The organism is Achromobacter sp. FW305-C-28 (assembly GCF_058783235.1).
In genome coordinates, this window is record NZ_JBYSYL010000012.1 from 108322 (window position 1) to 130720 (window position 22399).

Annotated in this window: 21 protein-coding genes and 1 tRNA gene; 10 read left to right on the plus strand and 12 right to left on the minus strand. The window is 67.7% G+C overall.

Annotation, left to right across the window (positions count from 1 at the left end; all coding sequences use genetic code 11):
- The first annotated feature begins 11 nt into the window (after positions 1–11).
- Positions 12–107, plus strand: a tRNA-Sec gene (locus AC3WMR_RS25045).
- A 347-nt stretch (positions 108–454) separates the two neighbouring features.
- Here the strand turns inward: AC3WMR_RS25045 and AC3WMR_RS25050 are convergent.
- Positions 455–994: a TlpA disulfide reductase family protein gene (locus AC3WMR_RS25050; RefSeq protein WP_492265901.1), complete on the minus strand. Its 540-nt coding sequence runs from the start codon at positions 992–994 to the stop codon at positions 455–457.
- A gap of 12 nt (positions 995–1006) precedes the next feature.
- Positions 1007–2107 carry a transglutaminase-like domain-containing protein gene (locus tag AC3WMR_RS25055; RefSeq protein ID WP_492265900.1) on the minus strand — a complete coding sequence of 367 codons (1101 nt, stop codon included), beginning with the start codon at positions 2105–2107 and terminating at the stop codon, positions 1007–1009.
- 145 nt (positions 2108–2252) lie between these two features.
- On the opposite strand from AC3WMR_RS25055, the gene selD reads away from it, so the two are divergent.
- Positions 2253–3314 (plus strand): selenide, water dikinase SelD, encoded by a 1062-nt coding sequence (gene selD / locus AC3WMR_RS25060; RefSeq protein ID WP_492265899.1) that lies wholly within the window; start codon positions 2253–2255, stop codon positions 3312–3314.
- A 43-nt stretch (positions 3315–3357) separates the two neighbouring features.
- On the opposite strand, the gene AC3WMR_RS25065 is transcribed toward selD, so the two are convergent.
- Both AC3WMR_RS25065 and AC3WMR_RS25070 read right to left on the minus strand, forming a co-directional pair.
- Positions 3358–5421: an LTA synthase family protein gene (locus AC3WMR_RS25065; protein WP_492265898.1), complete on the minus strand. Its 2064-nt coding sequence runs from the start codon at positions 5419–5421 to the stop codon at positions 3358–3360.
- 214 nt (positions 5422–5635) lie between these two features.
- On the minus strand, positions 5636–6556 hold the full coding sequence (locus AC3WMR_RS25070) for a LysR substrate-binding domain-containing protein (RefSeq protein ID WP_492265897.1): 921 nt from the start codon (positions 6554–6556) through the stop codon (positions 5636–5638).
- Positions 6557–6771: 215 nt separating this feature from the next.
- On the opposite strand from AC3WMR_RS25070, the gene AC3WMR_RS25075 reads away from it, so the two are divergent.
- Both AC3WMR_RS25075 and AC3WMR_RS25080 read left to right on the plus strand, forming a co-directional pair.
- Positions 6772–7416 (plus strand): 2-hydroxychromene-2-carboxylate isomerase, encoded by a 645-nt coding sequence (locus tag AC3WMR_RS25075; protein ID WP_492265896.1) that lies wholly within the window; start codon positions 6772–6774, stop codon positions 7414–7416.
- A gap of 45 nt (positions 7417–7461) precedes the next feature.
- The gene (locus AC3WMR_RS25080) at positions 7462–7620 is read left to right on the plus strand and encodes a hypothetical protein (RefSeq protein ID WP_175219947.1); all 159 of its coding nucleotides are present in this window, start codon (positions 7462–7464) and stop codon (positions 7618–7620) included.
- 30 nt (positions 7621–7650) lie between these two features.
- Here AC3WMR_RS25080 and AC3WMR_RS25085 read toward each other — a convergent pair whose 3' ends face one another.
- Entirely contained in the window at positions 7651–8028 is a 378-nt protein-coding gene (locus AC3WMR_RS25085) for a DUF779 domain-containing protein (RefSeq protein ID WP_025139787.1), read from the minus strand.
- Between the two features lie 73 nt (positions 8029–8101).
- Positions 8102–9631, minus strand: a complete 1530-nt coding sequence (gene adh, locus AC3WMR_RS25090; RefSeq protein ID WP_025139786.1) for an aldehyde dehydrogenase — start codon at positions 9629–9631, stop codon at positions 8102–8104.
- A 228-nt stretch (positions 9632–9859) separates the two neighbouring features.
- Here adh and AC3WMR_RS25095 point away from each other — a divergent pair, with 228 nt between their 5' ends.
- A complete protein-coding gene (locus AC3WMR_RS25095; RefSeq protein WP_492265895.1) occupies positions 9860–11740 on the plus strand; it encodes a sigma-54-dependent Fis family transcriptional regulator in 1881 nt (626 codons plus the stop codon).
- Here the strand turns inward: AC3WMR_RS25095 and trpC are convergent.
- The 6 genes from trpC to rpe all read right to left on the minus strand — a co-directional run bounded on the left by trpC (position 11737) and on the right by rpe (position 17419).
- Positions 11737–12525, minus strand: a complete 789-nt coding sequence (gene trpC / locus AC3WMR_RS25100; RefSeq protein WP_492265894.1) for an indole-3-glycerol phosphate synthase TrpC — start codon at positions 12523–12525, stop codon at positions 11737–11739. The two genes, AC3WMR_RS25095 and trpC, sit on opposite strands and share 4 nt — an antisense overlap.
- On the minus strand, positions 12522–13553 hold the full coding sequence (gene trpD / locus AC3WMR_RS25105; protein ID WP_025139783.1) for an anthranilate phosphoribosyltransferase: 1032 nt from the start codon (positions 13551–13553) through the stop codon (positions 12522–12524). The genes trpC and trpD overlap by 4 nt, the downstream gene beginning before the upstream one ends.
- A gap of 12 nt (positions 13554–13565) precedes the next feature.
- Complete coding sequence (locus tag AC3WMR_RS25110) at positions 13566–14132, minus strand: aminodeoxychorismate/anthranilate synthase component II (RefSeq protein WP_492265893.1); 567 nt, start codon at positions 14130–14132, stop codon at positions 13566–13568.
- 54 nt (positions 14133–14186) lie between these two features.
- Complete coding sequence (gene trpE, locus AC3WMR_RS25115) at positions 14187–15707, minus strand: anthranilate synthase component I (RefSeq protein ID WP_492265892.1); 1521 nt, start codon at positions 15705–15707, stop codon at positions 14187–14189.
- A 273-nt stretch (positions 15708–15980) separates the two neighbouring features.
- Positions 15981–16688, minus strand: coding sequence for a phosphoglycolate phosphatase (locus AC3WMR_RS25120; protein ID WP_492265891.1), 708 nt, complete (start codon positions 16686–16688; stop codon positions 15981–15983).
- 8 nt (positions 16689–16696) lie between these two features.
- Positions 16697–17419 (minus strand): ribulose-phosphate 3-epimerase, encoded by a 723-nt coding sequence (gene rpe / locus AC3WMR_RS25125; RefSeq protein WP_025139779.1) that lies wholly within the window; start codon positions 17417–17419, stop codon positions 16697–16699.
- A 45-nt stretch (positions 17420–17464) separates the two neighbouring features.
- Here rpe and apaG point away from each other — a divergent pair, with 45 nt between their 5' ends.
- From apaG to AC3WMR_RS25150, 5 genes are all read left to right on the plus strand, one after another.
- Positions 17465–17839 carry a Co2+/Mg2+ efflux protein ApaG gene (gene apaG, locus AC3WMR_RS25130; protein WP_006392509.1) on the plus strand — a complete coding sequence of 125 codons (375 nt, stop codon included), beginning with the start codon at positions 17465–17467 and terminating at the stop codon, positions 17837–17839.
- A 40-nt stretch (positions 17840–17879) separates the two neighbouring features.
- Positions 17880–19181: a murein transglycosylase A gene (gene mltA / locus AC3WMR_RS25135; RefSeq protein ID WP_492265890.1), complete on the plus strand. Its 1302-nt coding sequence runs from the start codon at positions 17880–17882 to the stop codon at positions 19179–19181.
- A complete protein-coding gene (locus tag AC3WMR_RS25140; RefSeq protein WP_492265889.1) occupies positions 19178–20347 on the plus strand; it encodes a UbiH/UbiF family hydroxylase in 1170 nt (389 codons plus the stop codon). The genes mltA and AC3WMR_RS25140 overlap by 4 nt, the downstream gene beginning before the upstream one ends.
- Positions 20348–20547: 200 nt before the next feature.
- Positions 20548–21357 carry a DsbC family protein gene (locus AC3WMR_RS25145; protein WP_492265888.1) on the plus strand — a complete coding sequence of 270 codons (810 nt, stop codon included), beginning with the start codon at positions 20548–20550 and terminating at the stop codon, positions 21355–21357.
- A 64-nt stretch (positions 21358–21421) separates the two neighbouring features.
- Positions 21422–22378, plus strand: a complete 957-nt coding sequence (locus AC3WMR_RS25150) for a D-2-hydroxyacid dehydrogenase family protein (RefSeq protein ID WP_492265887.1) — start codon at positions 21422–21424, stop codon at positions 22376–22378.
- Positions 22379–22399: the final 21 nt, after the last annotated feature.

The following is a 22399-nucleotide window of genomic DNA, read 5'->3' on the forward strand; positions in this document are numbered from 1 at the left end:
CGGGTCACTGCGGAAGGCATCCGTGTCCGGTGGCACGGCCGGGCTTCAAACCCGGTTGGGGGCGTCAGACGTTCCCAGGTAGGTTCGACTCCTGCTGCCTTCCGCCATCGTTCTTGCGGATGTCTGTTTTTGCTGGCGATGGGTTGAGTTCTTCTGCCGCCGTGGCGTTGCCGGGCCTGGGGTGGCGGGCCTCCGATCGCGGTCCGGAGCCTTCGCTCCGGACTTCCCCCTACTCATCCTCGTACGCCTTCGGCTCCCTTCGGATTCCGTCGGGCGCAATCTAAACGGCCCGCCACCCCAGGCCCGGCAACGCCACGGCTCTTGATGTATTGGTTTGTCGCGTTGCGTTGGCGACTTGTGTGCTCAGGGGGATGTTGGCGGAAGGTTTTTTATTTTGGTGGGGGCGGCGCTTTGCGCCGCCTTTTTGTTGGGCGCCGGGTTTGGCTTTGATGGGTCAGGCGCGCAGCATTTTGGTGACGACGCTGGTGACGTTTTCTGCTTTCCAGTCCAGGGCGCCCAGGTGCCAGTAGCGGGCGCTGCCGCCGCGGTCGATGAGGTAGTTGGCGGGGAGGCCGGCGGCGTCCCATTTTTTGGAGGCGGTGCTGTTGCGGTCGTGCAGGACGGTGCCGGCGACGGGCCATTTGGCCAGGAAGGTGGTGATCTTGCCCAGGGCTTCGCCTACGTTGACGGCGACCAGGCGCAGGCCTTCTTCGCGGTGGCGGCGGGCCATGGCGGACATGAGGGGGATTTCGTCGCGGCAGGGGTCGCACCAGGTGGCCCAGAAGCTGACGATGACGACGTTGCCGCGCCAGGCGGAGAGTTTCTGTTCGCGGCCGGACAGGTCGGGCAGGATCAACGGGGGAGTGGGGGTGGTCCAGGGGGCCCAGTCGGGGCCGGTGGCGGCCTTCAGGGCGCTGTCGCTGGCGGCACGGGCCCAGGGGGGCAGGGCGGCTAGCGACAGGCCGGATTGCAGGAGTTGGCGGCGGCTGATCATGGCGCGCGGGGGTCAGGTGGACAGGGGCTTGGCGGTGAGCTTGTAGCTGAAGCTGTCGGGGTCCAGGCTGTCCAGGCGGCCGTCGGCGGTTTCGCCGTTGGGGTACATGAGGAACGGGACGGGGCCGTGGACGGTGCCGGGCAGCGCGACGTCGTGGCCGTGGTTGTAGGCGACCCAGTTCATTTCCCAGGCGCCGAACAGCATGACGCGCGCGGCGCGCACCTTGGCGTTGGTCAGGGGCAGGTCGCCAGGGGGCTCTTCGAGCATGACTTTGCGCACGTCGGCGGGATCGACGGGGATCCAGCCGTAGCCGTCGGCGTAGAACTCGGCGCGGCAGTGCTGCGCCTTGGTGACGTCGCCGGCCTTGCCCAGGCTTTTGTAGCCGAGCTGCGAGTCGGCCACGCGCAGGCCGTACGCGTCGCGGGCCGCAATGCCGGATGCGCGGGCCAGGGCGACGAAGAGCGCGTTGATGTCGGCGCATTTGCCGTTCAGGTCGTTGGCGGTGAGCATGTAGCGCACGTCGCCTACGCCACAGCCGCGGGTTGCCGCGGTGCGGCAGGTGTTTTCGACGACCCAGTCGTAAATGGCGCGGGCGCGGGCCAGGGTGCCCTGGTGCCCGCGGGTAATCTGGTCGGCGGTGGTCTTGACGATGCCGTCGGTGGGCAAGAGCGCGGTGGGCTTGAGGAATTCGCGCAGGGTGGCGGCGCTTTCGCGCGGGGCGCCGGCCGGCGGCGGCTGGGTCAGGTCGACGCGGCGGTTGCGGGTCTGGAAGCGGCTGGTGACGGTGACTTGCCGTGGCGCCTGGGCGTCGGGCCATTGCACGGCCAGCATCTGCACGTCGTAGCCGGGGGCCTGCACCAACTGCGCAGTGCCGCCGCCGCTGACCTGCCAGGTGCTTTGTGCACCGCGCTGGTAGGCGGTGTCGGTGGCGTAGGGCACCGGAATCCAGAGGCGGGTCTGGGCGCCGGGGTCTTTCACGGTGATGCTGCTGGTCAGTTCGTAGGCACGCCAGCCGGCGGTGACGGGGGCCTGCTGCGCGCGGGCCGCAAGCGGCAGGGCGGCCTGGGTGGCGCACACGGCGCCCGAGAAACGGAGGAAGTGTCGGCGATCCATAAAGCCCTCACGCACGGTGAAGTTTGGCTGTCGGTGCGCCCGGTGGCGGGCGGGCCGTCCGTTGCTGCGTGCTGCAGCAATGATGATAGGGCCATTCCGGGGGGCGATGCTATCCTTTTCCGAGACCCCTTACGGAGAGACTGACATGACCCAGGATGCTGCATCGGCGGCGGTGCCGCGCTTGACTTCGCTGTCCCATGGCGGCGGCTGTGGCTGCAAGATCGCGCCCGGCGTGCTGTCGGAATTGCTGGCGCGTTTCGGCCCCGCGGCCAGCTATCCGGGCCTGCTGGTGGGCACCGAGACGGCCGATGATGCGGCGGTGTATCGGCTCAACGATGAGCAGGCGCTGATCGCCACGACCGACTTCTTCATGCCGATCGTGGACGACCCATTCGATTTCGGCCGCATCGCGGCGACCAATGCGCTGTCGGATGTGTACGCCATGGGCGGCACGCCGATCATGGCGCTGGCGATCGTGGGCATGCCGATCAATGTGCTGCCGCACAGCGTCATCGCAGACATCCTGCGTGGCGGCGAATCGGTCTGCGCGGATGCCGGCATTCCTGTCGCGGGCGGCCACAGTATCGACTCGGTAGAACCCATCTATGGCCTGGCGGCGATGGGCCTGGTGCATCCGGGCCGCATCAAGCGCAATTCGGACGCGCGCGCGGGCGACGTGCTGATCCTGGGCAAGGGCCTGGGCGTAGGCATCCTGTCGGCGGCGCTGAAGAAGAACCGGCTGGATGCGGCCGGTTATCGCGTGATGATCGATACGACGACCCGGCTGAACCGGCCCGGTGCCGCGCTGGCCGCGCTGGACGGTGTGCATGCCATTACCGATGTGACCGGCTTCGGGCTGTTGGGACATGCGTTGGAAATGGCGCGTGGCGCCAAGCTGACGGCGCAGTTGCGCCGCGATGCGTTGCCGTGGCTGCCTGGCGTGCAGGCCTTCGCGGCCGATGGCGTGGTGACGGGCGCGTCGGGCCGCAATTGGGCCTCGTATGGCGAGTCCGTGCGCCTGGGAGCTGACGTGACGGACGTCGAGCGCGCTCTGTTGACCGATCCGCAGACCTCGGGCGGCCTGCTGGTGGCCTGCACGCCGCAGACGGCGGGGGCGGTGCTGGATCTGTTCCATCACCAGGGCTTCGAGGACGCCGCGGTGGTCGGTGAAATGGTGCCGGGCGACGCGCTGGTGCGGGTGGACTGAAGCGGGCGCGGCCGGCCCCAAGCGGCGCGCCCGTCGCTCGGGTCTAGGGCCGGTCCCGCCGTGGCGGCGCCTGGTTCTGCACCTGGTAGTTGATCTGCCATTTCAGCAGCGGCCCGTACGCTTGCAGCCGGGCTTCTTCGGCGCGCTGGGCGGGCGAGGCGTCCTGTTCGGGCGCCAGCGCCACGCCGGCATCGCCGGCCCAGGGCATGATGCGTCCCGGGCGGTCCTTGCGGTAGGCGCCATCGCGGGTGATGAGCAGGCGCGGGTTGTTGTAGCCAAAGCACCATTGCGGATCGGGCTGGGCGGCCAGCAGGTCGCAGCCGCTGCGGAAATACGGCGTGTCGGGCAGGCTCAGGTGGTACAGCGTGGGCAGAATGTCCTTGTGGCTGCCGGGGCGTGACGGGTCGTAGGTCGACTGCCGGCGGTAGGCCTGCGGCACATACAGGTAGAAAGGCACGGCGCGTGCCAGCACGGCGTCGGTGTCGGCCTGGTAGTCCACCCCCAGGATGTTGTGGTCGCCGGTGACCGCAACGATGGTGTTGGCGCCGTTGGCCGAGGCCTTCAGGCCGCTGAGGAAACGGCCCAGCTGGTCGTTGGCGTAGCGCAGCGTATCGAACGCGTCGTCCAGGCCGGTCCACGAATCGTAGTACGGCAGGTTTTCCACATCGTCCAGATTGATGCCGCCCCGCTTGCCGCCCGCGGGCACCAGGAACGGCGGATGATGGGTGGTCGACAGAGCCACGATGAACAGGGGCTGGCCGTCACGGTCGGCCTGCGCCAGCCGCTCGGCGATGTAGCGGAACATGTATTCATCGGGCACGCCCCAGGCGCCGGCCTCCGCCTCGGGATAACGCTGTTTCAGTGCCAGCTGGTCGATGAATTCGCGCGCGCCCAGGTGGCTGGCGAAGCTGCCCAGGTTGCGCCAGGTGGCCGCGCCTGACGTCACGAACAGCACCTTGTAGCCGCGCGCCAGGAAGGGCGTGAAGGCGTTGCTGTCGAAATTGCCGCTGGCTGCCGACGATTGGCTGATGGCGGGCACGGGGCTGCGCACCAGCAGGCGGCTGAGCGAATCGATGGTGCCGTTGCCCTCGGACAGGAAGCGGTCAAAGCGCCAATCCGCGTTCCAATGCGGCCGCAGGGCGCCCAGCAGGTCGCGTCCGGGGCGGTCGTACTGGTTCATGTGGTGCCCCATGCTTTCCATGACCTGCAGCACCACGTGGGGCGGATGGGTCTGGGCCGCCGGATTGGCGCCGGTGCTGGCCATGAAGGGCGCCAGCCCTTGGCCGGGCCGGCCCAGGAAGCGCTGGTATAGTTCGGCGCCATCCTGGTCCGAGACGGGCGTGAAGCGTTTGTCGTTGCCGCGGTCGTCCAGCGCCCAGAAGAACGCCGAGATGCCGTTGGGCGCGATGTCGTTCAGAAGCCGCAGCGACGAAATGCTGGTGTCGTCCTTGTTGAGCGGAAAGGTGCCCAGGGACCCGCGGCACGCCAGCACGGTGATGCCGATGATCAGCAGCAGGCGCAATGCGCTGGGCATCAGGGGGCGTTGCGCCAGCCGCGCGCGCAGCACGCTGGCGCCCCAGCGGCGCGCCAGCCAGAAGGTGATGCCCAGCACGGCCGCCAGCAGCGCCAGCGCCCGCAGCACCGGGTAGCCGTGCCAAAGGGTCAGCAGGATGGCATGGGTGTCGTCGTCCATCAGGCCGAACACGAAGATGTCGATCGACCGCGAAAAGGTGGCGAAGTAGCAGACGCTGATCACGGTGCTGGCGGCGAACAGCATGGCCATCGTCGCGCCGACGTAGGGCAGGCTGCGCAGCCAGCGGCCCTGCCAGGTCGGGCGGGCGGGCAGCAGCAGGGCTATCAGCAGCAGCACCGAAAACGCGATGGCCGACACCTTGATGTCGAACAGCAGACCGATGCCGAGGGTGCGGCTGATGTCCTGCGGCAGTGCCGTATAGGTATTGGGCGGTGCGTAGGCATACAGCAGGTAGCCGCGTCCGGCGCCCTGGGCCAGTACCGACACCAGCCATGGGGCCAGCAGGATCAGGAAAGAGCGCTGGAAATTCAGGAACCAGTTCTGCCACGCGCTGGCGGATCGAAAGAGCGTCATCTACGCCTTGAGGGAATTGCGGGAAAGCGCAGCGGGAGGCGGCGACGACAGGCCCGCGGGCCGGCTCCCGCAGGGGCGGCGGTGGGGCAGGATGCCATTGCCAGTCGGCAGGGTCGGGGGCCCGTACGCGTTGCGCAGGCCGCAATCTACAGGAGTGCGGGCGGGAATGTATGAAAGTTTGTATAGATCTTGTACGACGCCCGTCAGGCCTGCCTCACGGTGGCGTCAGCGCCTGGGCGGTGGCCGCGCCTTGCTGCACCAGCCAGCGGGTCACGATGTCGGCATCGGGCGTGCTGCGGCGGGCATTGCGCACCAGCCAATAGGCATGCTCGGTGGCGTCCGCGGCGGCCCCGCCCACGGTGGCCAGGCGCTGGTCGGCCAGCATCGGCGCAATCAGCGCCAGCCGCCCCAAGGCAATGCCGTGGCCGGCCAGCGCGGCGTGCACGATCTGGTCGTACTGGTTGAACCGCAGCATGCCCTTGGGCCGCACCCGCCCCAGGCCGCGCGCATTGAGCCATTCGGACCACTGCAGCCAGGGGCGGGTGGGGTCGTCGAACTCCAGCAGCACGTGGCGCTGCAATTCGCGCGCGTCCAGGGCACGCGCTTTCAGGGATGGATGGGCTACCGGCACCACCGATTCGCCAAACAGCCAGACAGCGCCATCCGGCACGGTGTCGCGCAGGCTGTAGCGGATGGCGATGTCCACGCTTTCCCGGTCGATGTCGATGACCCGATTGTCGGCCGCCACGCGCACGTCGATGTTCGGATATGCGGCCTGGAAGTCGCCCAGCCTGGGCAGCAGCCATAGCGACGCGACGCCGATGGTGGTGGTGACGGTGACCGGCGTGCGGCGTTCCGGCGCGCGCAGCTGTTCGGTCAGGTCGCCCAGCTGGCTCAACCAGGTGTCGGCCATGCGGAACAGTTGCGCGCCTTCGGACGTGAACGACACGCTGCGAAAGCCCCGCAGCAGCAGCGGCACGCCCAGGTGCGCTTCCAGTGCGCGGATCTGGCGGCTGACGGCCGATTGCGTCACGTGCAGGTCTTGCGCCGCCAGCGTGATGCTCATGCGGCGGCCCACCGCAACGAAGCCCCGGACGAGGTCAAGCGGAGGCAGTTTGGCCAGCGGATATGACATTCTTGAAACTCATGCGTAGGCGGCGGAAAAGTTGCTTGTGCAATATAACGCCTGCGGCGTCCAATAGGGCTTGATCCGCACGCCAAGCGGCCGCAAGTCGCCGCTGTCGCCGGGGATCGCCAAGATTCAGTCATGTTGCACCGCGGGAATGCGATTCCCGCTGATTGGCGGCCTGGACTATGCTCTTTCCACGTCCTGCCGCCGGAGCTTTTGCGATGAATGCGCCTTTGTCCGCCACCCCCCGCATCGAAATGTGGTTCGATTTCGCCAGCCCCTACAGCTATCTGGCGATCGAGCGCATCGATACTCTCGCCAGGCAGGCGGACGTGCAGGTGGACCTGCGTCCCTTCCTGCTGGGCCCGATCTTCCAGGCCCAGGGCTGGAACGACACGCCTTTTCGCCTGTTCCCGGGCAAGGGCGCCTACATGATGCGCGACATCGCCCGCCTGGCCGAAAAGTACGGCGTGGCCTACAACCGGCCGCGGCTGTTTCCGCGCATGAGCGTGCTGCCGGCGCGCATTGCCCTGCTGGGCCAGGACGAGCCCTGGGGCCGCGATTTCTGCGTGGCCGTGTTCCGCGCCAATTTCCAGCGCGACCAGGACATCCAGGCCGAAGACGTCGTGCATGAATTGCTGACCGAACTGTCGCTGGATGCCGATGCGCTGATCGCGCGCGGCAAGTCGGAAGCGGCCAAGGAAGCGCTGCGCCGCCAGGTCGACCAGGCGCGTCACCTGGGCCTCTTCGGTGCGCCGACCTTCTTCGTGGATGGCGAGATGTTCTGGGGTAACGACCGTCTGGAAGACGCCCTAGAATGGACCCGCCGGGCCCCCGTCAGCGCCTGGGCGGCCAGCGCCGGCTGATCCGCGCACCGCCCGCAAGATTTTCCCGTCAATGCTTGATCCGCAATGAAAAACGCCAGCAGTCCCCTACGCGGCGCACCGATGCCCGGTGGCCGTTCGTTCACGCAGTTTCGCGCCGCGCGCATCCGCCGCGTGTCGTTTCAATGGAAGCAGGTTGCCGGCGAGGCCACCGCTGACAAGGGCGGAACGCCGCAAGGCGCGTAAGGCGTAGCGGCGGCCGGGCCCTGTGGCGCATCAGCCCTTGGTGACCGCCGCCACGTTGGCCCATTCTTCATCGGAGTACAGCCGCGAGCGCAGCAGAAAGCGCTTGCCCTCGGCGCTGTCCAGCGAAAACGCGCCGCCGCGTCCGGGCACCGCATCGATGATGAGCTGGGTGTGTTCCCAGTAGGCGAACTGGTCTTCGCCCATGTAGAACGGGCAGCCCTCCAGGTCGCCCAGCAGCACGTCCGAGCCGCCCACCATGAATTCGCCCTGGGCGTAGCACATGGGTGAGCTGCCGTCGCAACAGCCGCCGGACTGGTGGAACATCAGCGGGCCATGCTTGGCGCGAAGGGTATCGATGAGTTCGCGTGCCGCGTCGGTGGCGACAACGCGCGGGGTGGGGTCTGCCATGGTGCGGCTCCGCAGGGTGCTGTTCGGGTGAATCGCGCCGGGCCGTCAGGCCCGGCGCCGCCTTGCGTCGCGATCAGAAGAAACCGAGCTTCTTGGGCGAATAGCTCACCAGCAGGTTCTTGGTCTGCTGGTAGTGGTTGAGCATCATCTTGTGGTTCTCGCGGCCGATGCCCGACTGCTTGTAGCCGCCAAACGCCGCATGCGCCGGGTAGGCGTGATAGCAGTTGGTCCAGACCCGGCCGGCCTTGATGGCGCGGCCCATCCGATAGCACGTGTTGGCATCGCGCGACCACACGCCCGCGCCCAGGCCGTACAGCGTGTCGTTGGCCAGCGCCAGCGCGTCGTCAGCATCCTTGAAGGTGGTCACCGCCACCACCGGCCCGAAGATTTCCTCCTGGAACACGCGCATCTTGTTGTGGCCCTTGAACACCGTGGGCTGCACGTAATAGCCGCCTTCCAGCGCGCCCTGCAACTGCGCACGGCTGCCGCCGGCCAGCACCTGGGCGCCTTCCTGCTTGCCGATGTCCAGGTACGACAGGATCTTTTCCAGCTGCTCGGTCGAGGCCTGCGCGCCCAGCATGGTGTCGGCATCGAGCGGGTTGCCCTGCTTGATCTCGCCCACGCGCTTGAGCGCGCGTTCCATGAACTTGTCGTAGAGCGATTCCTGGATCAGTGCACGGCTGGGGCAGGTGCAGACTTCGCCCTGGTTCAGCGCGAACATCACGAAGCCTTCGACTGCCTTGTCCAGGAAGTCGTCGTCTTGCGCGGCCACGTCGGCAAAGAAGATATTGGGCGACTTGCCGCCCAGTTCCAGCGTCACGGGAATGATGTTCTGCGACGCGTACTGCATGATCAAGCGGCCGGTGGTGGTTTCGCCGGTGAAGGCGATCTTGGCGATGCGCTTGCTGGAGGCCAGCGGTTTGCCCGCTTCCAGCCCGAAGCCGGTCACCACGTTGACCACGCCCGGGGGCAGGATGTCGCCGATCAGTTCCATCAGCAGCAGGATGCCCAGCGGCGTCTGTTCGGCGGGCTTGAGAACCACGCAATTGCCGGCGGCCAGGGCAGGCGCCAGCTTCCAGGCGGCCATCAGGATGGGGAAGTTCCAGGGGATGATCTGGCCGACCACGCCCAGCGGCTCGTTGAAGTGATACGCCACGGTGTCGCTGTCGATTTCGGACAGGCCGCCTTCCTGGCTGCGGATGCACGAGGCGAAGTAGCGGAAGTGGTCGATTGCCAGCGGGATGTCGGCGGCGCGGGCTTCGCGGATGGGCTTGCCGTTGTCCCAGGTTTCGGCGGTGGCCAGGCGTTCCAGGTTGGCCTCCATGACGTCCGCGATCTGCATCAGCATCTGCGCGCGTTGGGCGGCCGGGGTCGCACCCCATTTGGGGGCGGCGCGGTGCGCGGCGTCCAGCGCCAGTTCGATGTCGCGCTCTTTCGAGCGGGCGTTGCGGGTCAGCACCTGGCCGGTGACCGGCGTGACGTTGTCGAAGTACTCGCCGTCGGCGGGCTTTTGCCATTTGCCGTCGATGAAATTGTCGTACTGGGTCTTCAGGTCCAGGCGGGTGCCATAGGATTCGGGGGTGACGCGGGTCGCGATGTCCATGCTTGTCTCCGTATTGTCGGGATGGCGGCAGTCGGGTGCCTGTCCTGTATCAAGCAAACGGTGTGCCATCCCGGGGGTTCCCCGCTGGACAAGCGCGCCTGCCGCGTGCGAAAGTAGATTTCCACGCGCCGGCAAAGGGCGTGGGCGGCGGTCAGCCGCCCCAAGGTGTCGCGTTTCGCGACACTGTCGCGGAACAGGTGTCGCAGAACGCCGTCCAAGGAGACATGCATGGCCACTCATTCCCGTCGGCAATCGCTGACGCAAGCGCGCCAGCTGTTCAACCAGCAGGGCGCCGTTCCGGCCGGGCTGGTGGCCGAACCCATCCTGCGGTCCTGGCGCCGCTGCGCCGACCTGGGCTTCGACATGCGCGGCGCGCGCCGCGCCGAACTCATGACGGCCGGCGAACTGCGCGAGGCGCGCCAGCGCAACGACGCGCTGCGCCGCCTGTCCGAACCCGCCATGTCGCTCTTGCGCCGCGAAGGCGGCAGCGATGGCCTGGTGATCCTGTCCGATGCCCAGGGCCTGGTGCTCGACAGCGACGGTGACCTGGATTTCGCCCAGCGCGCGTCGCGTGTGTCGCTGATGCCGGGCGCACCCTGGGACGAAGCCGCCGCGGGCACCAACGCCATCGGCACCGCGCTGGTCGAAGGCCGGCCTATCGTGGTGCACGGCGCCGAACATTATTTCGAACCCAACCGCATCCTGACCTGCGCCGCCGTGCCCATCACCGACAGCGAAGGCCGCATGCTGGGCGTGCTGGACCTGTCCAGCCCGGCGCACGACACGCGCCCCGACGTGCTGGCACTGGTGCGCGCCGCGGTCGACCTGATCGAACATCAGCTCTTTGACGCGGCGCACGAACCCTGCGCCGTGCTGCGCCTGCATCGCGACCGTTCTGGCCTGGGCACGCCGGGCGAGGCCCTGCTGGCCTTCCAGGGCGACCTCCTGGTGGGCGCCAACCGCCGCGCGATGCTGGCGCTGGGCCTGGCCGCCACCGCCCTGGGCGTGTATCGCTACGCGGACCTGTTCGAGGGCGACCTGGAACACAGCCCCGATGCCGCGGGACGCGTGCACGCGCGGTCCGGCGCGATCTATCACGCGCGGCTGCGCCTGCCGCGCAGCCGTGTGCCGGCAACCCCGGCGCCGTCTCTGCGCCTGCCGACGCCCGTTGTGACACCCGCGTCCGATGCGCGCGCCGGCATCGCCAGTTTCGACGCGGCCACGCTGGGCGCGCTGGCACGCGCCGTGCATCTGTCCGATGCGGGTGTGTCGATCCTGCTGCAAGGTGAAACGGGCGTGGGCAAGGAAGTGTTCGCGCGCCAGCTGCACGCGCGCAGCCAACGCGCGGCGGGCCCGTTCGTGGCCGTCAATTGCGCGGCGCTGCCCGAAAGCCTGATCGAATCCGAACTGTTCGGCTACGAAGACGGCGCCTTCACCGGCGCGCGCCGCCAGGGCAGCAAGGGGCTGCTGCGGCAGGCCCACGGCGGCGTGCTGTTCCTGGATGAAATCGGCGATATGCCGCTGACCCTGCAGTCGCGCCTGTTGCGCGTGCTGCAGTCACGCGAAGTCTCGCCGCTGGGTGCGGCGCGGCCGGTGGCTGTGGACTTCACGCTGGTGTGCGCCACCCACCGCGCGCTGGCGCACGACGGCCCGGATGCGCCGGTGCGCCCCGACCTGTATTTCCGTATTGCCGAATACACCGTGACGCTTGCGCCGCTGCGCACGCGCGCCGACCTGCGCGAACTCTTGCGTGCGCTATGGGCCGCGCAGGGTGCGGGCCCGGTGCTGCCCACCGATATCGAAGACACGCTGGCGCAGTACGCCTGGCCAGGCAATTACCGCCAGCTGGCCGCCGTGCTGCGCACCTTGCATGTGCTGGCGGGTGCGTCGGGCGTGGTGGATCGCGAGATGCTGCCGGCCGAGGTTCGCGGCGAAACTGTCGCCGCTGCGCCCACGGCGGCCGCGGCCGCCAGCCTGCAGGCGATTGCCGACGATGCCATCCGCGCGGCGCTCGCCGCGCACGCAGGCAACGTCAGCGCCGCGGCGCGCGCGCTGGGCGTGCACCGTAGCACCTTGTACCGGCGGGTGGCGGCGTTGGGTCGGGCCTAGGCGACCAGGCGGGCCAGTTCGGCGCCCGGGTCCTTGGCGCGCATGAAGGCTTCGCCCACCAGGAAGGCGTCGACCTTGTGCTGGCGCATCAGCTTGACGTCTTCAGGCTTGAGAATGCCGCTTTCGGTCACGACGCGCTTGCCGGCGGGAATGCGCGGCAACAGGTCCAGCGTGTTCTGCAGGCTGGTCTCGAACGTACGCAGATTGCGGTTGTTGATGCCGAGCAGGGGCGTCTTCAGCGTTAGCGCCACGTCCAGCTCCTGGGCGTCATGCACTTCCACCAGCACGTCCATGCCCAGTTCCATGGCCAGCGTTTCGTAGTCGCGCAGCTGCGTGGGCGTCAGCGCCGCCACGATCAGCAGCACGCAGTCCGCGCCCATCGCGCGGGCCACGATGATCTGGTAGGGATCGATCACGAAATCCTTGCGCAGCACCGGCAGCGAGCAGGCCGCGCGCGCCTGGCGCAGGTGGTCGTGCGAGCCCTGGAAGAACTGCACGTCGGTCAGCACCGACAGGCAGGCCGCGCCATGCACGGCGTACGAGGCTGCGATTTCAGCGGGCTGAAAGGTTTCGCGCAGGATGCCCTTGGACGGCGAGGCTTTCTTGATTTCGGCGATGACGCCGGCCTTGCCCTGCGAGATCTTGTCTTCGATGGCCTGGGCAAAGCCGCGCACGTCCTGGCGGGCCTGCGCTTCGCGCAGGACTTCGGCTTCGCTGCGCATCTGGCGAGCGGCGGCGACTTCCTCGACCTTGACGGCGAGGATCTTCGCGAGAATATCGTTCATTTCTGGAATTTCCGGGTATATGCGCAGAAATCTTCCAGCTTGGCTCGTGCCGCGCCGGTGGATATCAGTTCGAATGCTAGCGCTAAGGCTGCGGGAATGGAATCGGCTTTATTGCCTGCGTAGATGGCGAGACCCGCATTCAGCGCGACGATGTCACGGGCGGTGCCCTCGACATTGTCCAGCGCCTCTATGACAAGTTCGCGCGACTGTTCGCGATTGGACACCTTGATGCTGCGATTGGACATCATGGATAGCCCGTAGTCTTCGGGGTGGATTTCGTACTCGCTGACCTTGCCGTCCTTGAGCTCGCCCACCATGGTGGCGCCGCCCAGCGAGGCTTCGTCCATGCCGTCCTTGCCGTGCACCACCAGCACGTGGCGCGAACCCAGGCGTTCCAGCACGCGCACCTGGATGCCCACCAGGTCGGGGTGGAACACGCCCATCAGCTGATTGGCGGCGCCGGCCGGGTTGGTCAGCGGGCCCAGGATGTTGAAGATGGTGCGCACGGCCAGTTCCTTGCGGACGGCCGCCACGTTCTTCATGGCGCCGTGGTGCGCGGGGGCGAACATGAAGCCGATGCCGGTGGCCTGGATGCACTCGGCCACTTGTTCGGGCGTCAGCACCAGGTTGGCGCCCAGCGCTTCGAGCACGTCGGCGCTGCCGCTGGACGACGAGGCGCTGCGGTTGCCGTGCTTGGCGATGGGCACGCCGGCCGCCGCCGCCACGAACATGGCGGTGGTGGAAATGTTGAAGGTATGGCTGCCGTCGCCGCCGGTGCCGCACATGTCCAGCAGGTCTTCGGGGTTGGGTGTGACCACGGGCGTGGCGAATTCACGCATGACTTGCGCGGCCGCCGTGATTTCACCGACGGTTTCCTTTTTCACGCGCAGGCCCATCAGCAGTGCGCTGGCGATCTGCGGCGACATTTCGCCGCGCATCAGCAAGCGCATCAGGTGCAGCATTTCGTCGTGGAAAATTTCGCGGTGTTCGATGCAGCGCGTCAGCGCTTCTGCGGGGGAGATGGTCACGGTGCGTCCTTCTTAGGCGAGGTTCAGGAAATTGCGCAGCAGGGCGTGGCCGTGTTCGCTGAGCACGGATTCGGGGTGGAACTGTACCCCGTACAGGGGCAGCGTCTTGTGGCGCACGCCCATGATGTCGCCGTCCGGCGCGGTGGCGGTCACGGCCAGGCAGTCGGGTAGCGTCGCCGGGTCGATGGTCAGCGAGTTGTAGCGAATGACAGTGTACGGCGTCGGCAGGCCGGTGAAGAGGTCGGTGCCGGTGTGCGAGATCTGCACCGTCTTGCCGTGCATGATTTTCTGCGCGCGGACGATGTCGCCGCCATAGGCCGCGCCGATGGCCTGGTGGCCCAGGCACACGCCCAGGATCGGCTTCTTGCCGGCGAAGGTCTGGATCACGGGCACCGAGATGCCCGCCTCGGCCGGCGAGCAGGGGCCGGGCGACACGCAGATGCGGTCCGGATTCAGCGCGGTGATCTCTTCCAGCGTGATCTGGTCGTTGCGCGCGACGCGCACGTCTTCGCCCAATTCGCCGAAGTACTGCACCAGGTTGTAGGTAAACGAATCGTAGTTATCAATCATCAACAGCATTTTTTCTCTCCAGGCGGGCCGTCGCGCGGCTCGGGGCGGGTAGGGGGCGGGGCCTCAGATGGGTTCGTCCAGGCCGTGCTGCACCTGCTCGGCGGCGCGCAGCACGGCGCGGGCCTTGGCTTCGGTCTCGGCCCATTCGGCTTCGGGGTTGGAGTCGGCGACGATGCCGGCGGCGGCCTGCACGTACAGCGTGCCGTCCTTGATGACGCCGGTGCGGATGGCGATGGCTACATCCATTTCGCCACCGTACGACAGGTAGCCGGCCGCGCCGCCGTAAATGCCGCGGCGCACGGGTTCCAGTTCGTCGATGATCTTCATGGCCTCGACCTTGGGCGCGCCGGTCAGCGTGCCGGCCGGGAACGAGGCCCGCAGCACGTCCATGCTGCTCATGCCGGGGTTCAGGTTGCCGGTGACGTTGGACACCAGGTGCATCACGTGCGAGTAGCGTTCGATGACCATGGTGTCGCTGACCTTCACCGAGCCCACCTCGGCCACGCGGCCGACATCGTTGCGGGCCAGGTCGATCAGCATCACGTGCTCGGCCACTTCCTTGGGGTCGGCGCGCAGCTCGGCGGCCAGCGCGGCATCTTCCGCGGGCGTGGCGCCGCGCTTGCGGGTGCCGGCCAGCGGGCGGATGGTGATCTGCGACTTCGGCGTGCCGTCGACCACGGCGCGTTCCTGGCGCACCAGGATCTCGGGCGACGCGCCCACCACCTGGAAGTCGCCGAAGTTCCAGAAGTACATGTAGGGGGAGGGATTGAGCGACCGCAGGGCACGGTAGAGAGACAGCGGGGAATCGCGGAAGGGCTTGGCGATGACCTGGCCGATCTGCACCTGCATCAGGTCGCCAGCGGCGATGTGTTCCTTGGCGCGGTGCACGGCCGCCAGATAGTCTTCTTTCTTGAAGTCACGCCGCTCTTCGGTCTGCATGCTGGCGTGGCTGTACGGAATTTCCACCGGACGTCGCAGGCGGGCGCGCAGGTCGTGCAGGCGCTGCTGGGCGCGGCTGTAGCTTTCGGGCTGGGCCGGGTCGGCGTAGACCATCAGGTAGATGCGGCCGGCCAGGTTGTCGACGATGACCAGTTCGTCCACGTGCATCAGCATCAGGTCGGGCGTGCCGCCTTCCATGCCGGCCGGGAAGGGCTTGACGGCCGGGCCCAGGCAAGGCTCGATGTGGCGCACGGTGTCGTAGCCGAAATAACCGGCCAGGCCGCCGCAGAAGCGCGGCATGCCGGGGCGCAGGGCGACCTTGAAGCGGCTCTGGTACTGCTCGATGAAGGCCAGGGGATCGCCGTCGTGGGTTTCAGCGACCTTGCCGTCCTGCAGCACCTCGGTGCGGGTGCCGCTGGCGCGGATCACCGTGCGGGCCGGCAGGCCGATGAATGAATAGCGGCCGAAGCGCTCGCCGCCCACCACCGATTCCATCAGGCAGGTCATGCGGCCGGCCTGCGGGCCGGCGTGGGCCAGCTTCAGGTAGATGCCCAGGGGGGTGTCCAGGTCGGCGTAGGTCTCGGCCACCAGGGGGATGCGGTTGTAGCCTTGCGCGGCGAGGGCTTTGAATTCGATTTCGGTCATGTCGGGTCTCGTGGGCAATGGGTGTCTGCTTGGGGACCGGGCGCGCAACAAAAAGCCCGGTCCAGGTATCTGGTTCCGGGCTTGGCTCTGTGTTCTGCACAGTATCGGCGCTAGGCGGTGGTGTACGCGTCCAGGGCCGGGAAGGGAATCATCGCCACCCGGAAGACAAACGCCACCAGCGCCACGAGGCGCTGAGCATTTGGTTCTGGATGGAAACGTTCATCAGGTCAGGTCGATATTCGGGGTGACTTCGAGGCACGCTTTCGAGTGCAATCAGACCGCGGTTTTCGCGGCGTTCTGGTTTTGATTCCAGAGCGCCACCCACTGGGCGGCGTTGACAAGCGTGTCAACTATACCATCGACATCCAGCTCGCGCACGTCACGGCCTTCGTTGTAACCGTAAGGCACCACCAGCACCTGGGTGCCGGCGCTGCGGCCCGCCTGGGCATCGTTGATGGAATCGCCGATGGTGACGGCTTCGTCCACCGTCACGCCCAGCAGTTCGCAGGCGTGCAGCACCTGGTCCGGGTCCGGCTTGCGGCGCGGGCAGGTGTCGCCGCACACCACGGCGTCGAAAAAGCCCGCCAGGCCCGTGCGCTGCAACAGCGGCAGCGTGAATTCGGTGGGCTTGTTGGTGACGACCGCCAGCTTCAGGCCCTGGTCGCGCATGTGCTTGAGGCCTTCGATGACGCCCGGGTAGACCCGCGCGCGCTCGCCGTTGACCAGGTGGTAATGGCGGTAGAAGGCCTCGCGGGCGCGCTCGAAATCTTCCGGCGAGGGGTCGGCGGCGTCCAGGCTGCCCGCCAGGCTGCGGCGCACCAGGTTGTCCACGCCCTTGCCCACGAAGGTGGCCACGACGTCCTCGCGCAGCGAGATCATGCCCAGTTCCACGCGCATGGCGTTGGCCGCGAAGGCCAGGTCGGGGATGGAGTCGAGCAGGGTGCCGTCAAGATCCAGCAGCGCGGCGCGAAAGGCGGTCATGGCGTTCCTCAGATGGCGGTGGTTTCGCCGATGGCGATCTGTTCGCGCATGGCCGTGATGATGCCGGCGTAGTCGGGCTTGCCGAAAATGGCCGAGCCGGCCACGAAGGTGTCGGCGCCGGCTCGGCGGATTTCAGCGATGTTGTCGATTTTCACGCCACCGTCCACTTGCAGCATGATTTCCTGGCCGCCGGCCTGCATCCAGGCGTCGATCCTGGCGCGGGCCTCGCGCAGCTTGGTCAGGGTGGCGGGAATGAAGCTCTGGCCGCCAAAGCCGGGGTTGACCGACATGATCAGCACCAGATCGATCTTGTCCATCACGTAGTCCATATAGGACAGCGGCGTGGCCGGGTTGAACACCAGGCCGGCCTTGCAGCCGCTTTCGCGGATCAGGGACAGCGTGCGGTCGACGTGGCGGCTGGCGTCCGGGTGGAAGCTGATGTAGTTGGCGCCGGCGCTGGCGAACATGGGCACCAGCGCGTCCACGGGCTCGACCATCAGGTGCACGTCGATCGGCACGGACACATGGGGACGGATCGCCGCACAGACCATCGGGCCGATGGTCAGGTTGGGCACATAGTGGTTGTCCATCACGTCGACGTGGATCCAGTCGGCGCCGGCGGCCACGACGTTGCGGACTTCCTCGCCCAGGCGGGCGAAGTCGGCGGACAGGATGCTGGGGGTAATGCGGGTAGAGGACGTAGACATGATGTTCGGGGTTGGGGAAGGCATAATGTGCCATTATTGCAGTTTGAGCGTGTCACACAGGGAAGGGCTGTGAAACCTTACGACCTTAGCGTCTCCGTCTCTCCGCGCTTCGTGCCAGAACAGTCCGATCCTGGCGAGCAGCAGTTCGTGTTCGCCTATACCGTTCGCATCACCAATACCGGTGAGCATCCGGCCCAGGTGATCAGCCGCCACTGGATTATCACCGATGGCAACCAGCGCGTGCAGGAAGTGCGCGGGCTGGGGGTCGTGGGGCAGCAACCGCTGCTGGCGCCCGGCGAGACCTTCGAATACACCAGCGGCTGTCCCCTGCCCACCCCGGTCGGCACGATGCGCGGCACCTACCATTGCGTCGGCGAGAACGGCATTCCGTTCGAAGTGCCGATCTCCGAATTCGTCCTGGCCATGCCGCGTACCCTGCATTGACCGGGGCGCGGCCACACGTTGTACGGTTTTCCATCTGCTCATGAAGCGCATTCTTAGCCTGTCCGTGCTGTCAGTCCTGCTGGCGGCATGCAGCACGACCTCCGAGGTCCCCCCCGATTCCGGCCAGCCGGGCCCGTCCGGCCCGCGCGCCTCGTCCGTCGACGGTCCCCTGGTGGTGCCGGCGCTGTCGGCCCTGCCCGATACGCCGCCGCGCGCCTTGGCGGGCAAGTTCAAGGCGGCCTCGTGGGCCGAGATGCCGGGCTGGTCCAACGATGATCTGGCGCAGTTCTGGCCATTGTTCCTGCGCAACTGCAAGGGGCTGATGCGCCCGACCAGCGGCAACCTGGCCGCGCCGGCCCGCGCCGCGCCGCGCGCCTGGCAGCCGGTCTGCGCTGCCGCGGCCGATCCGGCCCGCGCGCCCGCCGCCACCGACATCGAAGGTGTGCGCCGCTTCTTGCAGGCCTACCTGCAACCCTGGCGCCTGAACGCGCCTGACGGCAAGCCGGCGGCCAACACCGTCACCGGCTACTACGAACCCCTGGTGCGCGGCTCGCGCCGCCAGGGCGGCAACTATCAATGGCCGTTGTACGCGGTGCCGGCCGATCTGCTGACCATCGACCTGGGTTCGGTCTACCCCGATCTGGCCGGCAAGCGCGTGCGCGGCAAGCTCGAAGGCAAGCGCGTGGTGCCCTACGACACCCGCGCCGCGATCGAATCGTCGGGCCGCCGCCCGCCGGTGGTGGTCTGGGTCGACGACCCCGTCGACAACTTCTTCCTGCAGGTGCAGGGCTCGGGCCGGGTGCAGCTGACCGACGGCCCCGATACTGGCAAGACCATCCGCGTGGCCTATGCCGACCACAACGGCCAGCCCTACGTATCCATCGGCCGCTGGCTGGCGGACCGCGGCGAGCTGTCGGCCGATCAGGCGTCCATGCAGAACATCCGTGCCTGGGCGCAGCGCAACCCCAAGCGCGTGCCCGAGATGCTCAATGCCAACCCGGCCGTGGTGTTCTTCCGCGAAGAACCGGTGATCGACCCCGAACTGGGCCCCAAGGGCGCCTACGGCGTCAACCTGGCCCCGCGCCGCGCCATTGCGGTGGACGCCGGCTTCGTGCCGCTGGGCACGCCCGTGTTCCTGGCCACCACCTACCCGGCCTCTGACCGGCCGTTGCAACGCCTGGTGTTCGCGCAAGATACCGGCACCGCCATCCGCGGGGCGGCCCGCGCCGACTTCTACTGGGGCTACGGCGAAGAGGCCGGCCAACAGGCAGGCCGCATGAAGCAGCGTGGCCAGATGTGGCTGCTGTGGCCCAAGCAAGCCGGGGAGCCCAGCGCAAGATGACCCACCAGATCGTCGTTTGCGGGGCCGGCATCGTCGGTCTGTCGTCCGCGCTGGCCCTGGCCCGCCGCGGCCAGCGCGTGGCGCTGCTGGCGCCGCGCACCACCGTGCCGCCGGCTGACCCCAACCACTACCATGCGCGCGTCTATGCCATTTCGCCCGCCAGCCAGCGTTTCCTGGCCGAGCTGGGCGTCTGGGACGCCATGCCGTCCGCCCGCCTGACCCCGGTGCAGGCCATGGAAATCCATGGCGATGCCGACGGACTGGTGCACCTGAACGCCTGGCAGGCCGCCTTGCCGCAACTGGCCTGGATCGTCGAGTCCGGCGAAATCGAACGGGTGCTGATCCAGGCCGTGCGCATGTTCGGCATTCCCTGGATCGAAGACCGCTGCACCGGCTACCAGGCCGGCGCGGTCGACACCGAAAGCGGCGCCCGGCTGCAGGCGGAACTGTTCGTGGGCGCCGACGGCGCCGCCTCGCCGCTGCGCACTGCCGCCGGCCTGAAGCACGACGCGGTGTCGTACAACGACACCGGCCTGGTCGTGAACCTGGATGCCGAACACGCCCACCAGGGCACGGCCTTCCAATGGTTCCGCGACGACGGCGTGCTGGCGCTCTTGCCGCTGCCCGATACCGCCGACGGCCCGCAGGTGTCCATGGTCTGGTCCATGCGCAGCGAGCGCGCCGCCGAACTGCTGGCCTTGCCGGCCGACGAGCAGGCCGCCCGGCTGGAATCCCTGCTGCAACACGCCGCCCAAGGCCGGCTGGGCCGCCTGAAAGTGCGCAGCAAGCTGCACGGCTTTCCGCTGACACTGGAACGCGCCCAGATGGTCGCACCCGGCATCGCGCTGGCCGGCGACGCCGCGCATCGCTTGCACCCGCTGGCCGGCCAGGGCCTGAATCTGGGCCTGGGCGACGTCGAGGCCCTGGCCCGCACCGTGGCCGGTCGCGAGCCTTACCGCCAGGCAGGCGACCTGCGGGTGCTGCATCGCTACCAGCGCGCGCGCGCCGAGCCGGTGCTGGCCTTGCGGCTGGCCACCGATGGCCTGCACAAGCTGTTCGGGTCGCACGCCACCCCGCTGGTCTGGCTGCGCAACGCGGGCATGCACTGGGTCGAGCGGGCCCCGCTGATCAAGCGGCGGCTGATCGCGGGCGCCTCCACGAATTGAAGGGGCCCAGGCCCCGTTTTTCGTATCGCCTGTGGGCGGCCGCCGGAATCGGCGCATTGAGGAACCCGTACGGGTCCCGAACTGTCTGATTCCCATGGCCCTGGCGCCAGGCCCCGGCATTGCCCGGCGCCGCGTCACACCGGATCGGTTACGCTTTCCGCCTACGTATGCGATACGTCACGATAATTACAGGAGTGCCCATGAATTTCCGTTTTCCCGCCGCGCTGGCTGCCTGCTTCATGGCCGCGGGCCTGGGCTTGTCCGCAGGCGCCCAGGCGCAGGCGCCGGCCAAGGGCGACAAGTCCGTTTCCACCAGCACGGTGGGGCAGCCGGCCAAAGGCGACAAGAGCTATTCCACCACCCAGGTGGCGCCAGCGGACCCCGTGGCGGACGCCGTCAAGGACCGCTTCAAGCAGCGCTTCACCGGCATGGACGTCACCGCGGTGCGCCGCACGCCCTATGGCCTGTTCGAAGTGCAGCTGGGCATGGACCTGATCTACACGGACGAAAAAGTCACCTGGGTCATGGAAGGTCCGTTGATCGACGCCATGACTCGCCGCGACGTGACGCGCGAAGCGCAGGAAAAGCTGGGCACCATTCCGTTCGACCAGCTGCCGCTGGACCTCGCCATCAAGCAGGTCAAGGGCGACGGCTCGCGCAAGGTCGCGATTTTCGAAGACCCCAACTGCGGCTATTGCAAGCAGCTGCGCAAGACCATGGAAGACGTGGACAACATCACCGTCTACACCTTCCTGTATCCCATCCTGTCGCCCGACTCCAATGTGAAGGTGCGCGACGTCTGGTGTTCGAAAGACCCGGGCAAGGCCTGGGACGACTGGATGCTGCGTGGCCAGAAGCCGGCCACCGCCAATTGCGGCGTGCCTGAAGACAAGCTGCTGGCGCTGGGCAAGCAGCTGATGGTGCGCGGCACCCCGACCCTGTTCTTCCCTGACGGCTCGCGCATCAGCGGCGCGCTGCCGCTGGACCAGCTCAAGGCACGACTGAACTGACCGGCGCGCAACGCGCTGGCCGGGCGGCTGGCGCGATGCGCGCCACGCCACCCGGAGACAAGACTTGAAAATCGCAATCCTCGACGATTACCACGATGTCGCCAAACGCTACGCCGACTGGGGTTCCCTGGGCGGCGATGCCGAGGTGCAGATCTTCAACAACTTCATTCCCGACGAACAGGTCGAGGCCACCCTCGAACCCTTCGACGTGATCATCGCCATGCGGGAACGCACGCCGTTCCCGGCCGAGCGCATCCGCGCGCTGCCGCGCCTGCGCCTGCTGGTCACCACCGGCATGCGCAACAACGCCATCGACATGCCGGCCTGCACCGCGCAGGGCATCGTCGTCAGCGGCGCACCCGGCAGCGCCGACGCCAACACCGCCACCGCCGAACTGGCCTGGGCGCACATCCTGGGCCTGTTCAAGCACCTGACCGCCGAAGACGCGGCGATGCGCCGCGGCATGTGGCAGACGGGTATGCCCGAGCCCCTGGCCGGCAAGCGGCTGGGCGTGCTGGGCCTGGGCAAGCTGGGCGCGGCCGTGGCCAAGGTGGGCCTGGCCTTCGGCATGGACGTGGTGGCCTGGAGCCCCAACCTGACCGACGAGCGCGCGGCCGAGGCCGGCGTCAAGCGGGTGGACAAGCACGAGCTGTTCTCCACGTCCGACGTCGTCAGCCTGCACTTGATCCTGTCCGATCGCAGCCGCCACATCGTCGACGCGGCCGCGCTGGCCGCCATGAAGCCGTCTGCCTATCTGGTGAACACGTCGCGGGCGGGGCTGGTGGACCAGGAAGCCCTGATGGATGCGCTGGTGAAGTTCCGCATCGCGGGCGCCGGGCTGGATGTGTATGACGAAGAGCCGTTGTCGCCCACCGACAATCTGCGCGACCTGGACAACGTCATCCTGACGCCGCACCTGGGCTATGTCAGCCGCGAGAATTTCGAGGCGTTCTATCGCAATGCGCTGGAGGCCGTGAAGGCCTGGCAGGCCGGGACGCCGGTGCGGGTGTTGAACGCGTAGCGGGCCTGTGTGCCTTGAGCG